General features: G+C 63.7%; 19 protein-coding genes. 12 read left to right on the forward strand and 7 right to left on the reverse strand.

What is annotated here, in order from left to right; translation table 11 throughout:
* Positions 1-12 precede the first annotated feature (12 nt).
* Positions 13-654: a carboxymuconolactone decarboxylase gene (locus AAFG13_RS28065; protein ID WP_342708839.1), complete on the forward strand. Its 642-nt coding sequence runs from the start codon at positions 13-15 to the stop codon at positions 652-654.
* Positions 655-846: 192 nt separating this feature from the next.
* On the opposite strand, the gene AAFG13_RS28070 is transcribed toward AAFG13_RS28065, so the two are convergent.
* Together AAFG13_RS28070 and AAFG13_RS28075 are read right to left on the reverse strand one after the other, a co-directional pair.
* Positions 847-2,619 (reverse strand): EAL domain-containing protein, encoded by a 1,773-nt coding sequence (locus AAFG13_RS28070; RefSeq protein WP_342708840.1) that lies wholly within the window; start codon positions 2,617-2,619, stop codon positions 847-849.
* 213 nt (positions 2,620-2,832) lie between these two features.
* Positions 2,833-3,795 (reverse strand): HWE histidine kinase domain-containing protein, encoded by a 963-nt coding sequence (locus tag AAFG13_RS28075; RefSeq protein WP_092120417.1) that lies wholly within the window; start codon positions 3,793-3,795, stop codon positions 2,833-2,835.
* Positions 3,796-3,971: 176 nt separating this feature from the next.
* Between AAFG13_RS28075 and AAFG13_RS28080 the strand changes: the two genes are divergently transcribed.
* The gene (locus AAFG13_RS28080; protein ID WP_342708841.1) at positions 3,972-4,814 is read left to right on the forward strand and encodes an SDR family oxidoreductase; all 843 of its coding nucleotides are present in this window, start codon (positions 3,972-3,974) and stop codon (positions 4,812-4,814) included.
* A gap of 150 nt (positions 4,815-4,964) precedes the next feature.
* The gene (locus AAFG13_RS28085; RefSeq protein ID WP_212312118.1) at positions 4,965-5,984 is read left to right on the forward strand and encodes an adenylate/guanylate cyclase domain-containing protein; all 1,020 of its coding nucleotides are present in this window, start codon (positions 4,965-4,967) and stop codon (positions 5,982-5,984) included.
* 758 nt (positions 5,985-6,742) lie between these two features.
* Here the strand turns inward: AAFG13_RS28085 and AAFG13_RS28090 are convergent.
* Positions 6,743-7,984: an LLM class flavin-dependent oxidoreductase gene (locus AAFG13_RS28090; RefSeq protein WP_342708842.1), complete on the reverse strand. Its 1,242-nt coding sequence runs from the start codon at positions 7,982-7,984 to the stop codon at positions 6,743-6,745.
* A gap of 299 nt (positions 7,985-8,283) precedes the next feature.
* On the opposite strand from AAFG13_RS28090, the gene AAFG13_RS28095 reads away from it, so the two are divergent.
* Entirely contained in the window at positions 8,284-9,690 is a 1,407-nt protein-coding gene (locus tag AAFG13_RS28095) for an MFS transporter (RefSeq protein ID WP_342708843.1), read from the forward strand.
* 209 nt (positions 9,691-9,899) lie between these two features.
* Positions 9,900-11,075: a PHB depolymerase family esterase gene (locus AAFG13_RS28100; protein ID WP_212312106.1), complete on the forward strand. Its 1,176-nt coding sequence runs from the start codon at positions 9,900-9,902 to the stop codon at positions 11,073-11,075.
* Between the two features lie 15 nt (positions 11,076-11,090).
* Here AAFG13_RS28100 and AAFG13_RS28105 read toward each other — a convergent pair whose 3' ends face one another.
* Positions 11,091-11,759 carry an MBL fold metallo-hydrolase gene (locus tag AAFG13_RS28105; protein ID WP_342708844.1) on the reverse strand — a complete coding sequence of 223 codons (669 nt, stop codon included), beginning with the start codon at positions 11,757-11,759 and terminating at the stop codon, positions 11,091-11,093.
* A 175-nt stretch (positions 11,760-11,934) separates the two neighbouring features.
* Between AAFG13_RS28105 and AAFG13_RS28110 the strand changes: the two genes are divergently transcribed.
* Positions 11,935-12,747: an RMD1 family protein gene (locus tag AAFG13_RS28110; protein ID WP_092120381.1), complete on the forward strand. Its 813-nt coding sequence runs from the start codon at positions 11,935-11,937 to the stop codon at positions 12,745-12,747.
* A gap of 107 nt (positions 12,748-12,854) precedes the next feature.
* Positions 12,855-14,462: an alpha-amylase family glycosyl hydrolase gene (locus tag AAFG13_RS28115; protein ID WP_342708845.1), complete on the forward strand. Its 1,608-nt coding sequence runs from the start codon at positions 12,855-12,857 to the stop codon at positions 14,460-14,462.
* On the opposite strand, the gene AAFG13_RS28120 is transcribed toward AAFG13_RS28115, so the two are convergent.
* The gene (locus AAFG13_RS28120; protein WP_212312095.1) at positions 14,459-16,150 is read right to left on the reverse strand and encodes an alpha-amylase family protein; all 1,692 of its coding nucleotides are present in this window, start codon (positions 16,148-16,150) and stop codon (positions 14,459-14,461) included. The two genes, AAFG13_RS28115 and AAFG13_RS28120, sit on opposite strands and share 4 nt — an antisense overlap.
* A 130-nt stretch (positions 16,151-16,280) precedes the next feature.
* Here AAFG13_RS28120 and AAFG13_RS28125 point away from each other — a divergent pair, with 130 nt between their 5' ends.
* Positions 16,281-16,763: an MmcB family DNA repair protein gene (locus tag AAFG13_RS28125; RefSeq protein WP_212312093.1), complete on the forward strand. Its 483-nt coding sequence runs from the start codon at positions 16,281-16,283 to the stop codon at positions 16,761-16,763.
* 299 nt (positions 16,764-17,062) lie between these two features.
* Here AAFG13_RS28125 and AAFG13_RS28130 read toward each other — a convergent pair whose 3' ends face one another.
* Together AAFG13_RS28130 and AAFG13_RS28135 are read right to left on the reverse strand one after the other, a co-directional pair.
* Complete coding sequence (locus AAFG13_RS28130; RefSeq protein ID WP_016845514.1) at positions 17,063-17,617, reverse strand: ActR/PrrA/RegA family redox response regulator transcription factor; 555 nt, start codon at positions 17,615-17,617, stop codon at positions 17,063-17,065.
* A gap of 134 nt (positions 17,618-17,751) precedes the next feature.
* Positions 17,752-19,071, reverse strand: a complete 1,320-nt coding sequence (locus AAFG13_RS28135) for an ActS/PrrB/RegB family redox-sensitive histidine kinase (protein WP_342708846.1) — start codon at positions 19,069-19,071, stop codon at positions 17,752-17,754.
* Between the two features lie 105 nt (positions 19,072-19,176).
* Here AAFG13_RS28135 and AAFG13_RS28140 point away from each other — a divergent pair, with 105 nt between their 5' ends.
* From AAFG13_RS28140 to AAFG13_RS28155, 4 genes are all read left to right on the forward strand, one after another.
* Positions 19,177-20,013 carry an ABC transporter ATP-binding protein gene (locus tag AAFG13_RS28140; RefSeq protein ID WP_342708847.1) on the forward strand — a complete coding sequence of 279 codons (837 nt, stop codon included), beginning with the start codon at positions 19,177-19,179 and terminating at the stop codon, positions 20,011-20,013.
* Positions 20,010-20,834 carry an ABC transporter permease gene (locus AAFG13_RS28145; protein ID WP_212312087.1) on the forward strand — a complete coding sequence of 275 codons (825 nt, stop codon included), beginning with the start codon at positions 20,010-20,012 and terminating at the stop codon, positions 20,832-20,834. Before AAFG13_RS28140 ends, AAFG13_RS28145 begins: the two co-directional genes overlap by 4 nt.
* A gap of 128 nt (positions 20,835-20,962) precedes the next feature.
* Positions 20,963-22,291: a polyhydroxyalkanoate depolymerase gene (gene phaZ, locus AAFG13_RS28150; RefSeq protein ID WP_207834434.1), complete on the forward strand. Its 1,329-nt coding sequence runs from the start codon at positions 20,963-20,965 to the stop codon at positions 22,289-22,291.
* Positions 22,292-22,489: 198 nt separating this feature from the next.
* Complete coding sequence (locus AAFG13_RS28155) at positions 22,490-23,329, forward strand: SprT family zinc-dependent metalloprotease (protein ID WP_212312085.1); 840 nt, start codon at positions 22,490-22,492, stop codon at positions 23,327-23,329.
* Positions 23,330-23,467 lie beyond the last annotated feature (138 nt).

Here is a 23,467-nt window from a genome sequence, read left to right on the forward strand (position 1 = left end):
GGGAGAGCAACAATGAGAAAATTACTTGGGGCGGGCGTTCTGGCAGTCCTGGCGTTGACCGCGCCGGGCGCTGCGCGAGCCGAGGACGCCGTGCGGTTCGCGCCGCTCAGGGCCGAGGAACTGTCGCCGCCGCAAGAGGCCTGGGCCGACCTGATCAGCGCGCCGCCGCGCAACGCCAAGTTCACCGTGCCGCCCTACCGCGCCTATATCCGCAACCCCGATCTGGCGCCGAAGCTGTCGAACCTGTCGGACTATCTGCGCTGGAACACCTCGCTGCCGCCGCGGCTGAGCGAAATGGCGATCCTGATCACGGCGCGGCACTGGACCGCTCAATATGAATGGTCCGCGCACTATCCGCTGGCGATGAAGGGCGGGCTCGATCCGAAGATCGCAGACGGCATCGCCAAGGGCACGCGGCCCGAAGGCATGAAGGATGACGAGGCCGCGCTCTACGATCTCGGCATCGCGCTCTATCGCGACAGGAAGGTCAGCGACGCAATCTACAAGGCCGCGCTGGAGAAGTTCGGCGAGCGCGGCATCATGGATATTATCGGCATCATGGGCTACTACGACCTGGTCTCGATGACGCTGATCACGATGCAGGCCGGCTCCGCCAATGAGAGCGTGCCGCCGTTGCCGGTGCTGGAGAAGTAGGGCGGCCTTCTCCCTCGCCCCGTTCTTACGGGGAGAGGGCCGGGGTGAGGGGCTGTCTCCGCGAGTTCCGACCGAGGTGAGACTTGTACCCCCTCACCCGGAACGCATCTGACGATGTGTTCCGACCTCTCCCCGCAGGCGGGGCGAGGTGAAGCGACAACCAGCCATCGCCTGCTTGAAACGAAGTGGTCTTTACCGCCTGAAACCGCTGGCGCGCGAGTAGCTCTGCCGGCCTTCCTGGGCCGGGCGCGACGCCATGCTGGCGCGGGTCTCGCTGGCGACCGGCGTCGCGGGCTTCAGGTCCTCGAGGAAGATCGGCTTGGCGAAGTAAAAGCCCTGAGCGTAGCGGATCTTGGTCGCCGCCTGCAGATAGGTGAGCTCCTCGTAGGATTCGATGCCCTCGGCGATCACGGTCATGCCGAGCGCTTCGCTCAGCGATTCGATCGCGCGCAGGATGCCCTGGCTGCGCGGCCGCTTATGGATGTCGGTGATGAACGAGCGATCGATCTTGATCTCGTCGGCGGTGATGTCGGCGAGCGCCGACAGCGACGAATAGCCGATGCCGAAATCGTCGATCGAGATGCCGACGCCGATGCCGCGCAGGATCGGCAGGATCTGGTCCTGGAAATGCGACCGGGTCACAAACGCGTCCTCGGTTACCTCGATCATGAAGCGTTTCGGGAAGCCGGTCTCCTCGATCGCGTGCGCGAAGCGGCGCATGAACTCGACGTTGGAGGCCTGCTTGGCGGCGACATTGATGCTGATCGTCGCCGTGGGGCCGAACGTGTCGTTGATCAGGTCGATTGACTTGACGATCTCCGCCAGCACCAGAAACGTCAGCTCGTCGATCAGGCCGAGCTCCACGGCGAGGTTGATGAAGGTGCCCGGCGCCTGGATCACGCCCTCGTCGTCGCGCAGCCGGACCAGCGCCTCGATGCCCTTGATCTCCTGGGTGCGGATATCGACCTTGGGCTGGAATGCGCAGCAGAAGCGCTTTTCCAGGATCGCCAGCCGCAGCGACTGCTCGATCTTCATCCGCGCCAGCGCCTCGCGCTCCATGCTGTTGTCGAAGAACGCGGTCGCGCCCTTGCCGTTGTTCTTGACGCGGTACATCGCGATGTCGGCGTTCTGGCGCAGCGCCTCGTAGCTCCTGCCATGCATGGGGTGGAGGCTGACGCCGATCGAGGTCGAGGCGAAGATCTCGGAGTCCTCGATGAAGAACGGCGCCTTCAGCCGTTCCTGCATGACGTGGATGAATTCCGCGACCTCTTCATTGCCGCTGATCGGGTTCAACAGCAGCAGGAATTCGTCGCCGGAGATCCGTGACAGGATATCGGTCTCGCGCAGCGCGTGGCCGAGCCGCTTGGACAGTTCGACCAGTAGCGCATCGCCGATCGCGTGGCCGTAATAGTCGTTGATGTGCTTGAAGTTGTCGACATCGAGGAAGGCCAGCGCGAAATGGCTCTCCGCGGAGTCGCGGATCAGGCCGCTGACGCGATGCTCGATCACCCGCCGGGTCGGCAGGCCGGTCAGTTCATCGTAATAGGCCGAGCGGAACAGCTGGTCCTCGAACGCCTTCTGCTCGCTGATGTCGGTCGAGGTCGAAATCAGGAGATTGCGCCCGGCGATCTGGACCGGCCGGTGCGCGGTGAGGAACACATATTTGGATGCGCCGCAGGCGAGGACTTCCTCGAGCACCACCGGACGGCCGCTGCGCAACAGCTCCAAATTGGCGGCGTGGCGTTCGTCGACCGGCGATGGCTCGCTCGCGCCGGCGGCCAACTGCAACTGGCTCGCTGCCGCTTCGTTCACCAGGATGAATTGGCCCTGCTCGTCCTGGACGGTGACCCCGGCCGGCAGCAGCTGGAGAAGATCGCGCAAGATGTGCAATTCATTGCTGGAAATGTCGTCTTGCCCGGTCGCTGCCGTGGCCGCCTGAAAATCGTTTTTGGTGAAACTATGCATGCACCGACCTTGGCAAAGTCCGTTGTAGTTTTGGTTAAGCGGACTTGCGAAATGCCGTGACAGAAAGAGACCCGGGCTGCTTTCGCAAGCCGTCGCGGCAATCGTCATTAACAGAGTATCAATGGCGGCATCGGTCGCCGGTGAAAGCGATTGCGGCGCGCGCGGTTGCATTGACACGCGCAAATAAAGCGCGTGTACCGAAAAGCAGACTTATCAACAGTTGGGCAGATTGCACTGCATGATGCAGTGAACACCGGTCTTCAGGTAACTGATCTCGGTCTTGCCGTCGAACGGCCGCAGCGCCGACTTCAACAGTTTGGTGCCGAAGCCGGCTTCGCCGATGACCTCGACCACCGGTCCCTCGGTTTCGTCCCAGATCACGTTGAGACGCCCATCGTCCACCGTCCATGACACCTGCAGAAATCCGCGCGGCGAGGAGAACGCGCCGTATTTTCCGGCGTTGGTTGCGAGCTCATGGAAGATCAGCGCCAGCGAGACGGCGAGCTTGGCGGGCAGGAATAATTGCTCGCCATTGAGATTGAACCGCACATGGCCGTAGGGCCCGAGCTCGGAGCGCAGCAAATCCTTGATATCGCAGCCATAGCCGTCGACCCGCGCGATCAGATCGTCGGTTGCCGCGAGCGCGCGGATGCGATGGTCAATGCGCTGCCAGACGTCGGGCCGGTCCTGCAGCGCCTGATGCAGCACCGCATGAATGGTCGAGGACTTGTTCTTCAGCCGGTGCTGCAATTCATCGACCACGATCTTGCGGTACTGTTCCTCCTCGATCAGCCGCTTGGAAACCTCGCGCTGCTGCGCGACCAGGGAACGGTAGTGCTCCACCCCCCAGATCGCGATGCCGCACACCACCCAGAAGATCATCAGCAGCGCAAAGCGCGCCGGGTCGGCGTGCGCGCCGCTGAAATTGAGCAGGACGCCGAGCAGGCCGCTGGCCAGCGCGGTGGCGATCCCGATCCGGAAGCCGCCAAGGGCGGTCGCGAAGAATACCGCCGGGAAATAGGGCGTGAAGAACACGTCCGGCCTGATCTGGGCGAGCCCGAAGCGCGCGGCCGTGGCCAAAACGAGACAGAACACGGCGAACGCAACCGCAAGCAGCAACGACGGCTGCGCATCGCCCCGCCAACTCGCCCTGAAATCGTCGATCCATCTCGCCATCGGTCGCTCCAGTTCACGTGAACAGGCGACCCAAAATAAGGCCGCTGCGACCGAAAAACCGCAGTTGTGGCCTTCTGGCCACAGGCGGACCTCGCCGGCCGTTAACCGCACCTGCGCTTGCGTTGTCAGGAGCTGCTGGGGAATATCCGCAACATCAAACGTCAAGGGGGATCGGCATGGGACGGCTGGACGGCAAGGTCGCGGTGATTACCGGGGCGACCAGCGGCATCGGGTTACGCACGGCCGAGATCTTTGTCGCGGAGGGCGCGAGGATCGTGATCGCCGGGCGCCGCGCGCCGGAGGGCGAGGCACTGGCGCGCCGGCTCGGCGGCAACTGCATCTTTCGCCAGACCGACGTCACGGTCGAGGAGCAGATGCAGGCGCTGATCGCGCTTGCGGCGGAAAAATTCGGTCGGATCGACTGCCTGTTCAACAACGCCGGCGGCCCGGCGCAGACCGGCGGCATCGAGGGCCTCGACGTCGAGCGGTTCGACGCCGCGATGGCAACCCTGGTACGCAGCGTCATGCTCGGCATGAAGCTTGTTGCGCCCATCATGCGCCAACAGGGCTCCGGCAGCATCATCAACAATGGCAGCATCGCCGGCCGGCTTGCCGGCTTCTCGTCGTCGATGGTCTACGGCGCCGCGAAGGCCGCGGTGATTCATTTCACCAAATGCGTGGCGATGGAGCTCGGCGAGTCCGGCATCCGCGTCAACTCGATCTCGCCCGGCGCGATCGCCACCGGCATTTTCGGCAAGGCACTGGGGTTGTCGACCGAAGCCGCCGAGCAGACCCCGGCTGTGATGCGCGAGGTCTTCAAGGCGGCGCAGCCGATCCCGCGCGCGGGCCTGCCCGACGACATCGCGCATGCCGCGGTGTTCCTGGCGAGCGACGAATCGAGCTTCATCAACGGCCATGACCTCGTCGTCGACGGCGCCATGACCGGCGGCCGCAACTGGAGCCAGCAGCAGGCGGGCTACGTCGCGCTGCGCAAGGCGTTCGATCAGGGAGCAGGGTAGTCGCATCCGTCATTGCGAGCGAAGCGACGAAGCAATCCATCGTTCCGCTGGCCGGGAAATGGATTGCTTCGTCGCTTCGCTCCTCGCAATGACATGGGGAGAGCACACGATGGCATACGCAATTGCGATCTGCTGTTGGCCGTGTTTCGCATGAACGCGAAGCTTGAACGCCGGCTGCGCTATCTCGTTGCCGTCATTGTCGCGGGCGCGGTGGCGAGCATCGGAATCAATCTCGTGCAAGGCCGTCATACGCTAGGGCCGCTGGTTGCAGGATTCGCTTATGCCTTCGTGACATGCGTGGCGATCGGAGTGGTCGAACTTTTCATCCTTCAGGGCCCGATGATGGAACGGCTGAATCGCTTGTCCTTCGTCGGGCTTCTCGCTGTACGCAGCACGATCTACGCTGTCATCATCATCGTCATACAATTGCTCCAGGTCGGCGAACGGGTTGCCGGGTTTCCGCTGCAAACCTCGATCGCGGATTTTGGCGTCAGCATCGCCTATTCCGCCGCGGTCTCGGTGCTGCTGAACCTGGGTTTCAGCATCGCCAATCTGATCGGCCCGCGCGTCTTCATGAACTTCGTCTCCGGCCGCTATCACTCCCCGGTCGAGGAGAATCGCTTCGTGCTGTTCGTCGATATCGCGGGGTCGACCGGGCTTGCCGAACGGCTCGGCGGCATCGGCATTCACCGCTTTCTCGATCGTACGTTTCGTCTGCTCACGGAATCTGTCGTGGATTATCGCGGCGAGGTGCTGAACTATGTCGGCGACGAAATCATTGTGACCTGGCCGGAGCACCATGGGGCGATTGATTGCCGGCCGCTGCGCTGCTTCGTGGCGATGCGCGCAGCGCTGCAGAAGGCGGCGTCGCAATTCGAGCGCGAGTTCGGCGCGGCCCCGCGGATCCGCGGCAGCTTGCATTTCGGTCCCGTGATCATCGGCGAGATCGGCGACGTCAAGCCGGCCATCGTGTTCAACGGCGACGTCATGAACACCGCGGCGCGGCTGGAGGAGTTGAGCCGCAAGGTCGACGGCGGCTTCCTCGCCTCGCGCGCGGCAATGGCGCGCTTCGCCGCGCCGCCGCCGTTTCCGGTGAGCGATCTCGGCCGGCTTCCGATCCGCGGCCGTGTCGACGGCATCGATGTGGTGGGGATCGGGGCGGTGGCGTAGAATTGCCGATGCTCCACGATGGCGAGCAGATTGACGCAGGGGAGGCGCCTGATTGATGAGCCGCTTGATCGAATTGTTTTTCTCGGACGAGGCTGACAGCTTCAAGGTCTGGATTTTCGCCGAGGACTTGCGAACTCGAAGCGTCTGGGCTGGGTTCGCTGCCTATGGCCGAGGCTGATGCCGTGAAAAACTTCCTGCGAATTCGAGAGATAAAAGCGAGCAAGCTGAAAAGGTGTGTCGAACTAGTCGGTGAACTAATCGACAGGCACTACATGCGTGAGCACGTGACGGTTCAACAAGGGAAGATAGAGTGAGCGCTTCCAATGTCGTCAGTCGGCATGCAAGTCTAACTTTCGTTCAGGGTCACAAGGCGTATAGACCAGAGTCCCGGGGATGTCAGGGCTGCGACAAATTAATACGACGTGCAAAATTCCGCTTCGCGTTTGATCCAGCTCAGATGTTCAAAATATACGGCTCACCCGATCGAGGGGCGGGTCGCGATCGTCACGAACGTGGTTCGAGATACTGTGGACGCGGAATGCGCAGCCGACGAATTTGGCTGATAGGCCGCGCCACATACTCAACGTCGTCCCGGCGAAGGCCGGGACCCACAACCTCAAATGCTGCTATTGTGCGATGCTGGAACGACGAGCCCCACCAACAACACCCGCCGCGGCGTTTGGGTCCCGGCCTTCGCCGGGACGACAGCGGTGGTGCAACCTGGCTCTCTTTCCATTCCTCTAGGCGAGGACGACAAATCACACCTTCTGCTTCGCCGCTTCCTTTGCGAGGTCGGGCACATTCACGGCCGGGATCGCGACGCGGCCGGTGCCGGTATGCTGAAGCGCGGCGGCGGCCTTGTCGTTCTGCATGATCTTGGCCATGACAGCCTGGCCGGCGCGCTCGAACACCGCGCGGTTGTCGATCACGAACTGGCGCGACTTGCGCAGGCCGTCGATATAGCCGTTGATCTCCGGCACGACATAACGCGCGACCATGTCCCAGCTGCGACGGGTGTTTTCGAGGTTGGCCCAGTCATGGGCGAAGCCGATGATCGAGCCGACGCCGCCGGAGACGTCGACCAGGTTCTTGATCATCTTGATCAGGTCATCCGGCGTGCCGATGGTGGACGCAGCACCTTCGACGAAGGCGGTCTTGTCGACGGCTTCGTCCGGCGAGGCGAACGCGGTCAGGCCCGGCCGCATCAAGGTGCCGACGTTATATTCGTTGTGCCAGCGCAGCAGCCCGGCGCCGGCCTCGTGCCGCGCCTGCTCGCGCGTTTCGGCGATGTGCCAGGACAGCAGCACGCGCCAGTTGGCGCGGCTCACCGTGGTGCCGGCCTTCTTGGCGGCGTCCTCGGCGAACTGCCATTGCTGCGGCAGCGCCATCAGGCCCTGGGTCGACATCGAGCCGAGCGAGATGATGCCGATGCCGTATTTGCCGGCGAGCGTCATGCCCGACGGCGAGATCTGCGATGCCACCACGAACGGCATGTCCTCCTGCAGCGGCAGGATCTGCAACGCAGCATCGTGCATCTCGAACCAGTCGGTCTTGGCGGTGACGCGCTCGCCGTTGAACAGGCGGCGGATCACCGCGATCGCCTCGTCCTGGCGGTCGCGCTGGGTCATCGGGTCGATACCGAGCGTATGGGCGTCGGAGGCGAGCGCGCCCGGGCCGGAGCCGAAGATGGCGCGGCCGCCGGTCATGTGGTCGAGCTGCACCATGCGCTGCGCAACGTTGAAGGGGTGGTGATAGGGCAGCGAGATCACGCCGGTGCCGAGCTTGATGCGCTTGGTGCGCTCGCCGGCGGCGGCCAGGAACATTTCCGGCGAGGCGATCGTCTCCCAGCCTGAGGAATGGTGCTCGCCGCACCAGAATTCGTCGTAACCGAGCGCGTCGAGCTGCTCGACGAAATCGAGGTCGCGGCGGAATTGCAGCATCGGATGCTCGCCGATCGGGTGATGCGGGGCGAGGAAGGCTCCGAACTTGAGGCGCGCCATTGGTCGTTCTCTCCGGATGATTGTTGTCGGGGGCTTTCCGCCAACCTACGGGGTGGCCGGAGGCAAGGCAATGCTCCGGGGTTGCGGCGCCCGCATGGTTGTTGCGCAAATCGGTGACGATTGCCGCCCTCCGGAATGTTTCCCAGCGCATCAACGCAAATTGGCGCCGGTGCTGCGGATGGGAGGACGGGCCGTGGATGACGCACCCGTGAATGAACGCCTACGTCTGAGGTAATCGATGGGATGACCAGTATCTGCTGATGTCGGCCGCAACGTCATTTCGGGCAGGACCACAGCATATGCACCAGATCGTTTCGACGCGCGCGGAGACCTCCCGCCGCTGGTGGGTGCTTGCGATCGTCGTCGCCGCGCAGTTCATGTTCGGCGTCGATGCCTTCATCGTCAACGTCGCGATCCCGACGATCGCGGCGGAGCTGCACGCGACGCCGGCGCAGATCGAGGCCGTGATCGCGATCTATCTGATCGCCTATGCCACGCTGGTGGTCACCGGCGGCCGGCTCGGCGACATCCACGGCACAAGGAACGTGTTCATCGCCGGCGTCGCGGGCTTCTCGGTGACCTCGCTGTGGTGCGGTCTCGCGCAGTCCGGACCCGAGCTGATCATCGCACGGCTGGCACAGGGCGCGACGGCGGCGCTGATGGTGCCGCAGGTGCTGGCGACGCTGCATCTGCTGTTCTCCGATGCCGCCCGTGCACGGGCGTTCGGCATCTACGGCATCGTGCTGGGGCTGGCCGGCGCAGCCGGCTTCCTGCTCGGCGGCGTCTTGGTGACGCTCGATCTCGCCGGCCTCGGCTGGCGCGCGGTGTTCTTCGTCAACGTGCCGTTCGGCATCATCATCATCGCAGCCGCGCTGAAGATCATGCCGACGGTGCCGCGCAGATCCGGCACACGGCTCGATATCCCCGGCGCGATCGTGCTGTTTCTGGGTCTGTTGTGCCTGATCGGCCCACTGCTGTTCGGCCACGATCTCAATTGGACGGCGTGGATCTGGCTGGTGATGGCGGTGGGCGTCGCCGTCATCACGGCCTTCGTGCGGCTCGAGCGCAGCGTCGCGCGCCGCGGCGGCATGGCGCTGATCGACCTGTCGCTGTTGTCGGATCGCGCCTTCATGCGCGGCCTGGTCGCGGTGTTTTTCTTCTTCTTTGCCAACCTGTCCTTCTACCTGATCATGACCATGTTCATGCAGAAGGGCTTGCAGATCCCGCCATTGCAGGCCGGGCTGGTGTTCGTGCCGCTGGCGCTGACCTTCGTGATCGCCTCGCGCCACAGCGGCATGTGCGCGAGGCACCGCGGCACGCTGGTGCTGATCGAGGGCTGCGCGCTGCAGATCGTCGGCCTCGGTGTGCTGGTCGCGACGATTCAGACGATCGCATCGCCATCGGCGCTCCTGCTCGCGCTGGTGTTGATGATCTTCGGCTACGGTCAGGGCCTGGTGATGGCGCCGCTATCGAGCGCGGTGCTCTCGAGCGTGAAGCCTGCGAGTGCCGGCGCCGGCTCCGGGATGTATGGCACGACGACGCAGATCGGCAACGCGGCCGGCGTCGCCGCGATCGGTGCGGTGTTCTTCGCCGTCGAAAGTGCGACATCAGCACGTCTGGCGCTGTTTGCGGCATGCGCATTGTTTGTGCTGTCGATCATTATTTCAGCCGCATTTCTGTCATGGATGCGCCGCGCGAGCGCATGAATCCGCAGGGATCTGGCGCCGATTTTCGAAAAGTTCACGTTCGAACAAGGTGCTACGGCAACTATTTCGATCGGTCCTCGGTGCGATCACGCGTTAACGCCGATTCTCACATTTCCGCAGGGAAAGACAGCGCACGATCTTTTCATTTTGCAGTGCAGCAATTATCTGATCGGGTGACACGGAAGAACAAATCACCTCAGGAGTTGCTGTTGTCCCTGGTCAACAACGTCGAATTTTTGCGTCATCTGCCCAAGATGAACGCGTTCAACGGTCTCGGCGCGCTTGCGCCGGCCGTGCCGACGCCGCTCGTCGAGACGACCGAATTCGGCGTCAACCCCGGCGATCTGAAGATGTACTCGTTCGTGCCCGCGCAGCTGGCGCGGTCGCCCGCGCTCGTCGTGGTGCTGCATGGCTGCGGCCAGACCGCTGCGTCCTATGATCTCGGCGCCGGCTGGTCGACATTGGCGAAGCATTACGGCTTTGCGCTGCTGATGCCGGAGCAGCAGGCGATCAACAACGGCAACACCTGCTTCAACTGGTTCAATCCGCAGGATATCGCGCGCGGGCAGGGTGAAGCCGCTTCGGTCCGGCAGATGATCGCGCACATGGTCGGCGCGCATCAGATCGACCCGCGGCGCATCTATGTGACGGGGCTGTCCGCCGGTGGCGCGATGGCCTCGGTCATGCTCGCGACCTATCCGGATGTGTTCGCGGCGGGCGCCGTCATTGCCGGCCTGCCGTTCGGCGTCGCCACCGATCTGCGCGAGGCGCTCAATGCGATGATGCATGCGAGCGCACTGTCCGCGCCCGAGCTCGGCGGTCTCGTCCGCAACGCATCGACGCATAGCGGCGCCTGGCCGCGGATTTCGGTGTGGCACGGCAGCGCCGACCGCACCGTGCATCCCGGCAACGCCGATGCGATCGTCCGGCAATGGCTCGACGTGCACGGCCTGCCGCTGGCTGCGATGTCGAAGGCGGATGTCGACGGCCATCCGCGCGAGGTCTGGTGGAACGTCGACGGCGAAACGCTGGTCGAATCGTTCAGCATCACCGACATGGCGCATGGCACACCGCTCGGGCTGGCCGACAATGACGAGCGCTATGGCGTGGAGGGCGCCTTCCTGATCGAGGTCGGGATCTCCTCGTCGTATCACATCGCGAGCTTCTTCGGCCTGACCGACAAGATCCGTCAGCCGCATATCGCGCCGACCGGAATCCCGCGCGAGCGCGCCGACACGATCTCGATGACGATACCGGTGCCTGCCGAAGCGCCCGAGGCTGTATCCGGCCGCAAGAGCGACCGGCCGCGCAAGCGACGGAGCAAGGGTGTCGACGTCGGCGGCGTCATCACGCGGGCGCTGACCGCCGCAGGCCTGATGAAGTAACGGTTGATGAAGTAGCTACATCTCGCCGGTCAGGAACGGATTCGTCATCCGCTCCTGGCCGATGCTCGATCCGGCGCCATGGCCGCAGATGAAGCCGACATCGTCGCCGAGCGGCAGCAGCTTCTCCTTGATCGACTGGATCAGCGTCGGATGGCTGCCGCCGGGCAGGTCGGTGCGCCCGACCGAGCCGGCAAACAGCACGTCGCCGACATGGGCGAAGCGCAGCTCCTTGTTGAAGAACACCACGCTGCCCGGTGAATGGCCGGGGCAGTGCAGGATGTCGAAGGTGAGGTCACCGATCGAGACCTGGTCGCCCTCGTCGAGCCAGCGATCCGGGCCGAAATTGCGCACCCCGGTCATGCCGAAGCGCTCGCCGCTCGAGACCACGTTGTCGAGCAGATATTTGTCCGCGATATGCGGGCCCTCGATCTTGACCTGCAGCGCATCGCGTAGGTCGGCGGCGCCGCCGACATGATCGATATGGCCGTGGGTCAGCCAGATTTTCTCGACCGTCACGCCGGTCTGCTTGATCGCGGCCTGGATCTTCGGCACGTCCCCACCAGGGTCGATCACCACGGCCTTCTTGGTCGGCTCGTGCCAGATGATGGTGCAGTTCTGCTCGAACAGCGTCACCGGCACGATGATCGCGCCGGCCTTCGGTTTCGTGTCGGTTGTCTCGTTCATGGGGGCACCATAGGCTACCGGAAAATGCCGTCAACACGCTCGGGAAATGCTTTTGCCCCGGCGTGTGATCCCAAAACGGACCGTGATAAGGTCACCTCCAGCAGAACACCTTCGTGAGCAGGCCGGTACGCGGTTGCTCTCGATCATGCGTTAAGTCCTCGCAGTCCGGAACTTCATGACCCAGGCCCCCAACTCACCGCTCGGCGGACCCCGGACCACCGCCCGCGCCTTCTTCGTCGCGGACCGCATCAACACGTCCGGCCTCGAGCGCGGCGACGTGCTGGCCACGACGCCGCTGGCGTTTCGCGTCAACGACAATGGTGTGGCGATCCTGTTCCGCTATGGCGTCGTCGTCCTGATCGGTCTCAACGCGCTGGAGGAGGATGAATTCCTGCGCAGCCTGCAGTCGCGCATGACCGGATTGTTCACGCGGCGCGAGGAGGAGATCGCGATCATCGAACTTGCGGCTGACAGGGAAGACCAGATTCCGCCGGGCGGCCCGATCTATCTGCAAAGCCTGTCGCCGGAGCGGCTGATCCTGGTCGGTGAAGCGCTGGCCAAGAGCGTGGTGCTGGCGCGGCATGAGCGTGAGGTTCGGGCCGTCTTCGACACGACCGAGCCGTTGGCGCGCGAGCTCGCCAAGGGCGGCCAGGTCCGTGGCGGCCGCGTCGCGATCCTCAAGCACATCGGCAACGCGCTGTTGGTGCGGCATCGCGTGGCCGGACCGGTCGAAGTGTCGGAGAAGCCCGACATCCTCTGGGACAAGCCGCATCTCGAGCGGCTCTATGCCCGGCTCGAGGACGAGTATGAACTGAAGGAGCGCGCGGAATCGCTGAACCGCAAGCTCGCCGTCGTGGCCGAGACCGCGCAGGTGCTGACCGATATCATCGACACCAGCCGCTCGCTGCGGCTGGAGTTGATCATCGTCTTCCTGATCCTGTTCGAGGTGCTGATCACGATTTATCAGCTCGCAATCGCCCGCCACTGACGCATTGCAGCCATTTTTCCGTCCCGAATTATGCGTCATCCCTGAACCGACAGACCGCCCCGGGGCGCGGGGCGGCCTGGACCGGGCTGCGAGCTTGGGGGGACGGGATGGATCGGGACGACAGGGACTGGTGGCGACGTGGCATCTTCTATCAGGTCTATCCGCGCTCATTCGGGGATAGCGATGGCGACGGCGTCGGCGATCTCAGGGGGATCATCGCGCGACTGCCCTATCTGACGCGGCTTGGCGTCGACGCGGTCTGGCTGTCGCCGATCTTCCCGTCGCCGATGGCCGATTTCGGTTACGACATCTCCGACTACACCGGCATCGAACCGCTGTTCGGGACGATGGAGGATTTCGACGAACTCGTCGCGGCCGCGCACGATTCCGGCCTCAAGCTGATCCTCGACCTGGTGCCGAACCATACATCCGATCAGCATCCGTGGTTCGTCGAGGCGAAGAGCTCGCGCGATAACCCGAAGCGGGACTGGTACATCTGGCGCGACCCGGCGCCGGATGGCGGTGCACCGAACAACTGGCTGTCGGAGTTCGGCGGCAGTGCCTGGACGTATGACGTGGCCTCTGGCCAGTACTATTATCACGCGTTCCTTACCCAGCAGCCCGATCTGAACTGGCGCAATGGCGAGGTCAGGGACGCGATCTATGACGTGATGCGCTTCTGGCTGCGCAAGGGCGTCGACGGTTTTCGTGTCGACGTGATCTGGCACCTGATCAAGGATGCCGAATTCCGCGACAATCCGCCGAACCCGCATTATCGCGAGGGCCGGCCGCCGCACGAGAAGCTGCTGACGCAATATTCGACCGATCAGCTCGAAGTCCACGCTGTTATCACCGAGATGCGCCGCGTCACCGAGGAGTTCGACAACCGCGTGCTGATCGGCGAGATCTATCTGCCGCTGCACCGGCTGGTCGCCTATTACGGCAACGATCTGCGCGGCGCGCAGATGCCGTTCAATTTCGCGCTGCTGTCGACCTTGTGGAGCGCGCGCTCGGTCGAGCAGATCATTGCCGATTATGAAAAGGCGCTGCCGCCGGGCGCATGGCCGAACTGGGTGCTCGGCAATCACGACCGGCCGCGGGTGGCGAGCCGGGTGGGGCCTGCGCAGGCGCCGGTCGCCGCGATGCTGCTGCTGACGCTGCGCGGCACGCCGACGCTATATTACGGCGACGAGATCGGCATGCGCCAGGTTGCGATTGCCCCTAGCGAGGTGCGTGATCCCTTCGAGAAGAACGTGCCTGGCATCGGCGTGGGCCGCGACGGCTGCCGCACCCCGATGCAGTGGAGCGCCGAGCGCTATGCCGGCTTCTCGACGGCGAGGCCGTGGCTGCCGCTGGCGCAGGATTTCGCACGCGACAATGTCGCGAGCCTGGAGGCGGAGCGGGCGTCGATCCTCAACTTCTACAAGGCGCTGATCGCGCTACGGCGAAAGCTGCCGCAGCTCGTCCACGGCAGCTACGAGCCGGTGACGGCGCACGGCGATGTCCTGCTCTACCGGCGGCGCAGCGCCGAGGGCGTGGTCGTGATCGCGCTGAATTTCGGCGCGGCCCACGCGTCGGTCTCCTCCAGCGCCATCGGCTTCAGCAACGAGGTCCTGCTGTCGACCTCGATGGACCGCCAAGGCGAGAAGGTCGAAGGCGTGCTCGATCTGCGCGGCAATGAAGGCGTGATCCTCGGGCCGCATCGGGATGACTAACCGTGCCTGCGGGGCTCGTTGGTATCGATATCGCTGCGCTTGAGCAGATAGTCGAGCCCGCCGACCCGGTACCAGCGATAGCCATAGGCTTCGATCAGAAGCTTGTGACGGCCGCCATCGTCGGCGCGGCTGTGATCCTCGGTCAGAAGGTTGACGAGGTGATTGCCGGCGTCGTCGGGCAGCCCAACGTCGAACGATATCTCGAGCGGCTTTTCCGCGAAATTGTGTACGAACAGCACCGAGTTGTTGCGCCAGTCGTAACGAATGATCAGGACGGCAGGATTTCGGGTTGCGATAATCTTGAAGTCTCCCCAGCCAACCTCGGGGACTTCCTTGCGCATGCGGATAATGCGCTCGGTCCAGTTCAACATCGAATTGGGGTCGCGTCGCTGCTTGGCGGCGTTGACGTGTTTATAGCCGTAGGGTCCCTTGTCGATCACTGGCACGCATGGCCGATCGCTTTCGGTAAAGCCGCCGTGCGGCTCGGTCGACCATTGCATCGGCGTGCGCGCGCAAGCGCGCTCGGGCAGGTCGAGATTATCGCCCATGCCGAGTTCGTCGCCGTAGCGGATCACGGGCGTGCCGGGGAGCGTGCACATCAAGCTATAAGCGAGCTCCAGACGTCGGCGATCGCCGCCCAGCATGGGCGCAAGGCGCCGACGGATGCCGCGGTCGTAGAGCTGCATGCTCTTGTCAGGTCCGAATGCCTTGAACACCGTCTCGCGCTGCGCCTTGGTGAGGCGACCGAGGTCGAGTTCATCGTGATTGCGCAGGAACAGGCCCCATTGCGCGGTCGGGGGGCGTGGCTTGGTCGCCGTCAGTGCTTTCGCCAATGGTTTCGAATCCGCTGACGCCAGCGCGTAGAACAGATGCTGATTGACGTGGAAATTGAACATCATTTGCATGCGGTCGCCGTCGCGACCGAAATACTCCATGTCCGTCTCGGGCAAGACATTGGCTTCGGCGAGGATGATCGCGTTGCCCTGGCGCCATTGCAGGAATTCGCGGAACGATCGCAGCATGTCGTATTGCTCGACGGGCTTGCGCACGGAAGCGCCCTTGGTTGCGATCACGAAGGGCACTGCGTCCATGCGGAAGCCCGAGACGCCGAGCTGGATCCAGAACCCCATGATCTTGAGGATCTCGGCCTGTACGTGCGGGTTCGACGTGTTGAGGTCCGGCTGGAAATCGTAGAAGCGATGGAAGTACCAGGCGCCTGCCTGCTTGTCGCGCGTCCAGGTCGATTTCTGGACCCCGGGAAACACCATGCCCGTGTTGGCATTGGCAGGCTTCTTGTCCGACCAGACGTACCAGTCGCGGTAAGGCGAGTCCTTTGCGCTGCGCGCCGATCGAAACCAGGCGTGCTGGTCCGAGGTGTGATTGACGACGAGGTCGATGATCACGCGGATGCCGCGTTGCCGGCAGCCATGGGTGAATTCGACGAAATCGCCCAGCGTGCCGTAGCGCGGATCGACGCCGTAATAGTCCGAAATGTCGTAACCGTCGTCCCTGCAGGGTGAAGGCTGAAACGGCATCAGCCAGATCGCAGTGATGCCGAGCCCGTGCAGATAATCCAGGCGCCGCAGCAGGCCGCTGAAATCGCCGATGCCGTCGCCGTTGGCATCCATGTAGGTGCCGACGGAGAGGCAGTAGATCACGCCGTTCTTGTACCAAAGGTCGTCGATCACCAGGCAGCCCTCATCGATCCGCCGATGGTGGCGGCCGTGGGATAAGCGGCGAGGCGGCGGCGGGTTCCTGGCCGGAGCGCCGCTGCACTTTTCCGGATCATGCTCTCGCGGAATCGGCTATTCTGGAGCGATGGAATCGTCCGCCCGCCAGATCGCGCTTGTGCCCGCGCCCGACCGACGCCAGTCGGAGACTGCGCTGGCGATCGCGCGCGGCACCGCGCGACTTCTGAGATCGCTGGGATTCTCCTGCATCGGCGAATTGCCGCTGCCGTCCGGCCGCCGCGCCGATCTGGTCGCGCTGAACGAACGCGGCGAGATCTGGATCGTCGAGATCAAGTCATCGCTCGAGGATCTGCGCGCCGACCAGAAATGGCAGGACTATCGGATGCATTGCGACCGGTTGTTCTTCGCCTTCACGCAGGATCTGCCGTGCGAGATTTTTCCCGCGGACACTGGCCTGATCGTCGCCGACGCCTATGGCGCGCATCTGCATTGCGAGGCGCCGGAGCACCGCCTGCCGGCGGCAACCCGCAAGGCGATGACGGTGCGCTTTGCGATGGCGGCAGCGCAGCGGATCAACCGGCTGGTCGATCCGCAAGGGCATGAGTTTTAAGAGCAAGCACTATCGTGATCCGTCATCCTGAGGAGCGCGTAGCGCGTCTCGAAGGATGCACGGCCACCAGCCGGGCCGTCCATCCTTCGAGGCTCGCTGCGCTCGCACCTCAGGATGACGGGTTGAAGTTACGTAGCCCGGATGGAGCGCAGCGCAATCCGGGTGAGTCTTGCCGCGGATCGCGCTGCCCCGGATTTCGCTTCGCTCCATCCGGGCTACAGGAGATCGAATGCTACGAAACGACAAAAGCAAATGGCCGGGACAAAGCCCGGCCATCGTAAAACCATATGAAACGCCGCTTAGCGTGGCGCGCGCTTGGCCAGGATGCGCTGCAAGGTCCGGCGGTGCATGTTGAGGCGGCGCGCGGTCTCCGAGACGTTACGGTTGCACATCTCGTAGATACGCTGGATGTGTTCCCAGCGCACGCGGTCCGCCGACATCGGATTGGCCGGCAGCTCGGACTTCTCGGTGCCGGTCGCGAGCAGCGCGGCGACGACGTCATCGGCGTCGGCGGGCTTCGAGAGATAGTCGACGGCGCCCATCTTCACCGCGGTGACGGCGGTGGCGATGTTGCCGTAGCCGGTCAGCACGATCGCGCGCGCCTCGGGGCGCTTGCGCTTCAACGCCGAGACGACGTCGAGGCCGTTGCCGTCGCCGAGCCTGAGGTCGACGACCGCAAAAGCCGGCGCGGCGCGGCCGATCTCGGCGAGACCATCGGACACCGTGTCGCATGACTTCACCGCGAAACCCCGCGTCTCCATCGCGCGCGACAGGCGTTCCAGGAACGGCTTGTCGTCCTCGACGATGAGGAGCGAGCGGTCGGCATGGTCATTCAGTTCAGTGATGGCGTTCACGGTCCATTTTTCCCTGTGGCAGACACCTATTATATGGGGTCCTACTGCGGCGCTGCCAAGGCAGCCGAAAGTCGCGTGCAACTCTGGAGAGAGCGATGCATCCGGTATGCCAGAGTTGCGATTAAGAATCGTTCTTAGGTTTCGGTTTCGTCGGCCGGCGCGGCTTCCTCGAAACGCTCGCGGGGCCAGACGATCTGCACCACGGCGCCGTGATCGGGGAACGTGCGATTGGTAAACGACACCTTGGCGCCGGTGCGTTCCAGCAGCGTCCTGGCGATGAAGACGCCCAGACCCAGGCCGCCACGGGCATTTTGGGCCTCATCTGCGCCCCGGCGGCGCGACAAATACGGCTCGCCGATCCGCTTCAGCATGTCAGGCGCGATGCCCGGGCCGTCGTCGGAGACGACGATCTCGATGGTTTCGGCGTTCCACCACGCGTTCACCTCGACGGTCTGGTGCGCGAAATCGACCGCATTTTCGAGAATGTTTCCGACGCCATAAAGGATTGCCGGATTGCGCGCGGCGACCGGTTCGCGCGTTGCTGCGACAGCAAGCCGCACCTTGATGTTGATGCCGAAATCGCGATGCGGCGCCACCGCCTCCTCAATCAGGGTCGACAGCTTCATGGTGTCGAACGGCGCGCCGCTCGATGACAATTGCGCAATCTTGCTCAGGATGTCGCGGCAGCGCTGCGCCTGCTCGCGCAGCGTCTTGAGGTCGTCGGCGATCGCCGGGTCGTGCACCGTCTTCTCGAGCTCGCGCGATATCAGGAAGATCGTCGACAGCGGCGTGCCGAGTTCATGCGCGGCGGCGGCGGCAAGACCGTCGAGCTGGGTCAGATGCTGCTCGCGCGTCAGGATCAGCTCGGTCGCGGCAAGCGCATCGGAGAGCTGGCGGGCCTCCTCGGTCACCTGGAATGCATAGAGGCTGGTGACGCCGATCGCGAGCAGGATCGAAAGCCAGACGCCGATCAGATAGATCGGCGGCAGCACCAGCGGATCGTCGCCGTCCCACGGCAGCGGCAGATGGTAGAAGAACAGCGCCGAGGCGCAGGCGACCGCAAGGCAGCCGAGCGCGATCGTCAGGCGGATCGGCAGCACCGTGGCCGAGATCAGGACCGGCGCCAGAAACAGGAACGAGAACGGGTTCTGCAAGCCCCCGGTGAAGTACAGCAGACCGCCGAGCTCGACGATGTTGAAGGCGAGCAGGGCCGCGGCATAGGCTGGCTCCAGCCGCTGCATCGGGTTGAACGCGATCTGCAGTGCCAGATTGAGCAGCGCCGAGAACGTCACGATGATGACGCAGGGGACGATCGGAACGTCGAATTCCAGTCCCTGGGCCACGATGAAGATCGCGACGAGCTGGCCGAGCGCGGCGAGCCAGCGCAGCCGCAGGATCGTATCCAGGCGGACATAGCGGCGAGGTTGGCGGAAATCGGAAGCGAAGTCGGTCATCTCTGGACTTTAGCTGTGCCGTGGGCGGCGCACAAATTCGCGACTTAGCGCAAGCACGCGGGGCAAGCCTTGCGCTTATTGTCGCAATGGCTCAATGACGGCCATATGCAACAGCGCGGGACAGGTCAGGCGCAAGCGCCTGCGGCCAATCAAACGGCCAACCAGGCGCCCGCGGCCGATCAGGACGGATCGGCCGCGATCGACGTTGCGCATCTGGTCAAGGTCTACAAGACCACCCGCGCGGTCGACGATATCTCCTTCCGGATCGCGCGCGGCAGCATCACCGGCCTGCTCGGCGGCAACGGCGCCGGCAAGACCACGACGATCGCGATGATCATGGGGCTGGTGCTGCCGACCTCGGGCAGCGTCACTGTGCTGGGCGCGAAAATTCCCGACCAGCGCTACGACGTGCTCGGCCGGATGAATTTCGAGAGCCCCTATGTCGACATGCCGATGCGGCTCACGGTGCGGCAGAACCTGACCATCTTCGGCCGCCTCTATGCTGTAAAGCATCTGCGCGAGCGGATCGAGCAGCTCGCGGCCGATCTCGATCTCAAGGAATTCCTCGACCGCTCCAACGGCAAGCTCTCCGCCGGGCAGAAGACCCGCGTCGCGCTGGCGAAGGCGCTGATCAACGAGCCGGACCTGCTGCTGCTCGACGAGCCGACCGCATCGCTCGACCCGGATACCGCCGACTGGGTGCGGCAGCATCTTGAGACCTACCGCAAGACCCATAACGCGACCATCCTGCTGGCCTCGCACAATATGCTGGAGGTCGAACGCCTCTGCGACCGCGTCATCATCATGAAGCGCGGCAAGATCGAGGACGACGACAGCCCTGAGGGGATCATGGCGCGCTACAACCGTGACACGCTGGAAGAGGTGTTTCTTGACGTGGCGCGCGGCCGCCTCCGGGAGGGCGCGCCAGAGGACACACCATGAGCGAAATGGTCAGCCATCAGCCGCGCGGCATTTCACTGCAACGCATCAACGCGATGGTGCTGCGCTATTGGTATCTCTTGATGTCGTCATGGCCGCGGCTGCTGGAGCTGGTCTACTGGCCGGCCTTGCAGATCATCACCTGGGGCTTCCTGCAGAACTACATCTCGCAGGCATCCGGCTTCTTCGCCAAGGCGGGCGGCACGCTGATCGGTGCCGTGATCCTGTGGGACATCCTGTTTCGCGGCCAGCTCGGCTTCTCCATCTCGTTCCTGGAAGAGATGTGGGCGCGCAATCTCGGCAACCTGATGATGAGCCCGCTGAAGCCGATCGAATTCCTGCTCTCGCTGATGATCATGAGCCTGATCCGGCTCGCCATCGGCGTGATCCCGATGACGCTGCTGGCGCTGTTCTTTTTCGGCTTCAACTTCTACGCCATCGGGCTGCCGCTGATCGCGTTCTTCTGCAATCTGATCTTCACGAGCTGGTCGGTCGGCGTGTTCGCCTCGGGTCTTGTGCTGCGCAACGGGCTCGGCGCCGAGAGCATCGTCTGGACGCTGATGTTCGCGGTCATGCCGCTCGCCTGCATCTACTATCCGGTCGAGGTGCTGCCGGTCTGGCTGCAGTATGTCGCCTGGACGTTGCCGCCGACCTACGTGTTCGAGGGCATGCGGTCGCTGCTGATCGATCACGTCTTCCGTGCCGACCTGATGGCATGGGCGCTGGTCATCAACGCCATCCTGTTCGTTGCCTCTTTTGCAGTCTTCCTTGCCCTTTTGCAGAGCGCCAAGCGCAACGGATCGCTGCTCGGGGGTGGTGAATAAATGTCACTTTCACGTGGATTCTCGGTGTTTTAGCCCGATATCGCCCCTACATTCGGCTAGCGTCGCATTGACGCATTGTTACGCATTGGTCAGTATGCTGCGACGCAAAACAGGGGTCTGAAAACGTTATGCCCATCGGTGAATTTGGCGGTGCCCCGCCACTAGCGGCGGAAGGCAGCCCGGCACTCACGACGCCGCTGTACTGGATGTATGAGATGGCGCATGCGTCGCTCAATCCGGTACGCGCCGTCACCGACGCCACCAAGATCCTGTTTCAGAATCCGCTCAATCCGTGGACGCACACCGAGTTCGGCAAGTCGGTCGCCGCCGGCTGCGAATTGTTCGAGCGCACCACGCGCCGCTACGGCAAGCCGGATTGGAACCTGCCGACGACCGAGGTCAATGGCATCCGCACGGCGGTCGAGGTTCGCACCGTCTGGGAAAAGCCGTTCTGCCGTCTGCTGCATTTCGATCGCAAGCTGACGCGTCCGCTGCGCTCGCCGCAGCCGCGGGTGCTGATCGTGGCGCCGATGTCGGGCCATTATGCGACGCTGCTGCGCGGCACGGTCGAGGCGTTCCTGCCGACGCATGAAGTCTACATCACCGACTGGGCCGATGCGCGCATGGTGCCGCTCGCGGAGGGCCGGTTCGATCTCGACGACTATGTCGACTACGTGATCGAGATGCTGCACGCGCTTGGCGGCAACATGCACGTCGTCGCGGTGTGCCAGCCCTCGGTGCCGGTCGTTGCGGCCGTCTCCGTCATGGAAGCCAACCACGACCCGTTCGTGCCGCTGTCGATGACGCTGATGGGCGGCCCGATCGACACCCGGCGCAACCCGACCGCGGTCAACAACCTCGCGGGAGAGCGCGGCATCGAATGGTTCCGCAACAATGTCATCACCAAGGTGCCGTTCCCGCATCCGGGCGTGATGCGCGACGTCTATCCGGGCTTCCTGCAGCTCAACGGCTTCATCAGCATGAACCTGGATCGGCACATGGACGCGCACAAGGCGTTGTTCGCCAATCTGGTGAAGGGTGACGGCGATCTCGTCGATAAGCACCGTGAATTCTATGACGAATATCTCGCGGTGATGGATCTCACCGCCGAGTATTATCTGCAGACCGTCGACCTCGTCTTCGTCAAGCATGCGCTGCCGAAGGGCGAGATGACCCATCGCGGCAAGCCGGTCGATCCGTCGAAGATCCGCCGCGTCGCGCTGATGACGGTCGAAGGCGAGAAGGACGACATCTCCGGCCTCGGCCAGACCGAGGCAACGCACGCGCTCTGCACCGCGATTCCGAACCATCGCCGCGTGCACTACGTGCAGAAGGGCGTCGGGCACTACGGCGTGTTCAACGGCTCGCGGTTCCGCTCCGAAATCGTGCCGCGGATCTCCGATTTCATGGTTTCGGCGGCCAATACGCGGCTTTCCCTGGTCGCCGCCGCCGAATAGGTATCGCCCCGGCCGCGATTATCGCGGTCGCGCAAGTCACTGATTTAACTAAAAGAATCTCAAATCAGCCAAGGCTCAAGTGATGAATTTAATTTCATCTCTTGGGCCTTTTTCGTGACTCCGATTCATCGGAAAAAATCCGGTTCCGCCCCCTGCCAGTAGAGGTCAATTAACGGCCAACCCCTGTATATTGGGCAAATGATTTGTTTTTGCGCCGAGCGCTTTCCCTGGCGGCGGATATGGCAAAGTTCGGGCGAACTCCTGCTCCCCGGACTCTCAGAAATGGCTACTCGCGCGCTCCTCTATCGGCGGCCTGCCGAACCCGCGACCGTATTGGTCAGACACGGCTCCCAGTTCTTCACCGTCAGGCTGCGCCGGCACCGGCGCGCGCGCCGCTATACGCTCAGGATTCATCCAACCGATCGCGAAGCGATCCTGACCATGCCGCCGCGCGGCACGATCGTGGAAGCCAAGGAGTTCGCCAATATCCATGGCGGCTGGATCGCTGCCCGTCTTGGCCGTTTGCCGAAGGCCGCGCCGTTCCAGCCCGGCACCGTGGTGCCGTTGCGCGGCGTGCCACATCGGCTGGTGCACCGCTCGGGCGAGCGCGGCACGGTCTGGACCGAGACGCGCGACAGCGGCGAGAAGATCATTTGCGTCGCCGGCGGCGTCGAGCACATGGATCGCCGGGTGCATGACTTCCTCAAGCGCGAGGCGCGCAAGGATCTGCAGAAGGCGGCGCAGCTGCACGCCGCGGAACTCGGCGTACGGGTCCGTCGAGTCTCGATCCGCGACCAGTCGAGCCGTTGGGGCTCGTGCACCTCGGCGGGTTCGCTGTCGTTCTCGTGGCGGCTGATCCTGGCGCCGCCCTTCGTGCTCGATTACCTCGCCGCCCATGAGGTCGCGCACCTCGTCGAGATGAACCACTCGGCGCGGTTCTGGCGGGTGGTCGACAAGGTCTGCGCGTCGGTGACGCGCGCCAAGAACTGGCTCGACACCTACGGCAACGACCTGCATCGCTACGGGATTCAGGAGTAGGCGGCGCTGTCGTAGGATGGGTAGAGCGCAGCGAAGCCCATCATGGCGTGTGCAAGAGGCGATGGGTTTCGCTGCGCTCTACCCATCCTACGGACTGAGTGTGAATGAAAGCGCGGTGCGTAGCCCGGATGAAGCGAA

Source organism: Bradyrhizobium sp. B124, from assembly GCF_038967635.1.
In the GTDB taxonomy this organism is placed as follows: Bacteria; Pseudomonadota; Alphaproteobacteria; order Rhizobiales; family Xanthobacteraceae; genus Bradyrhizobium.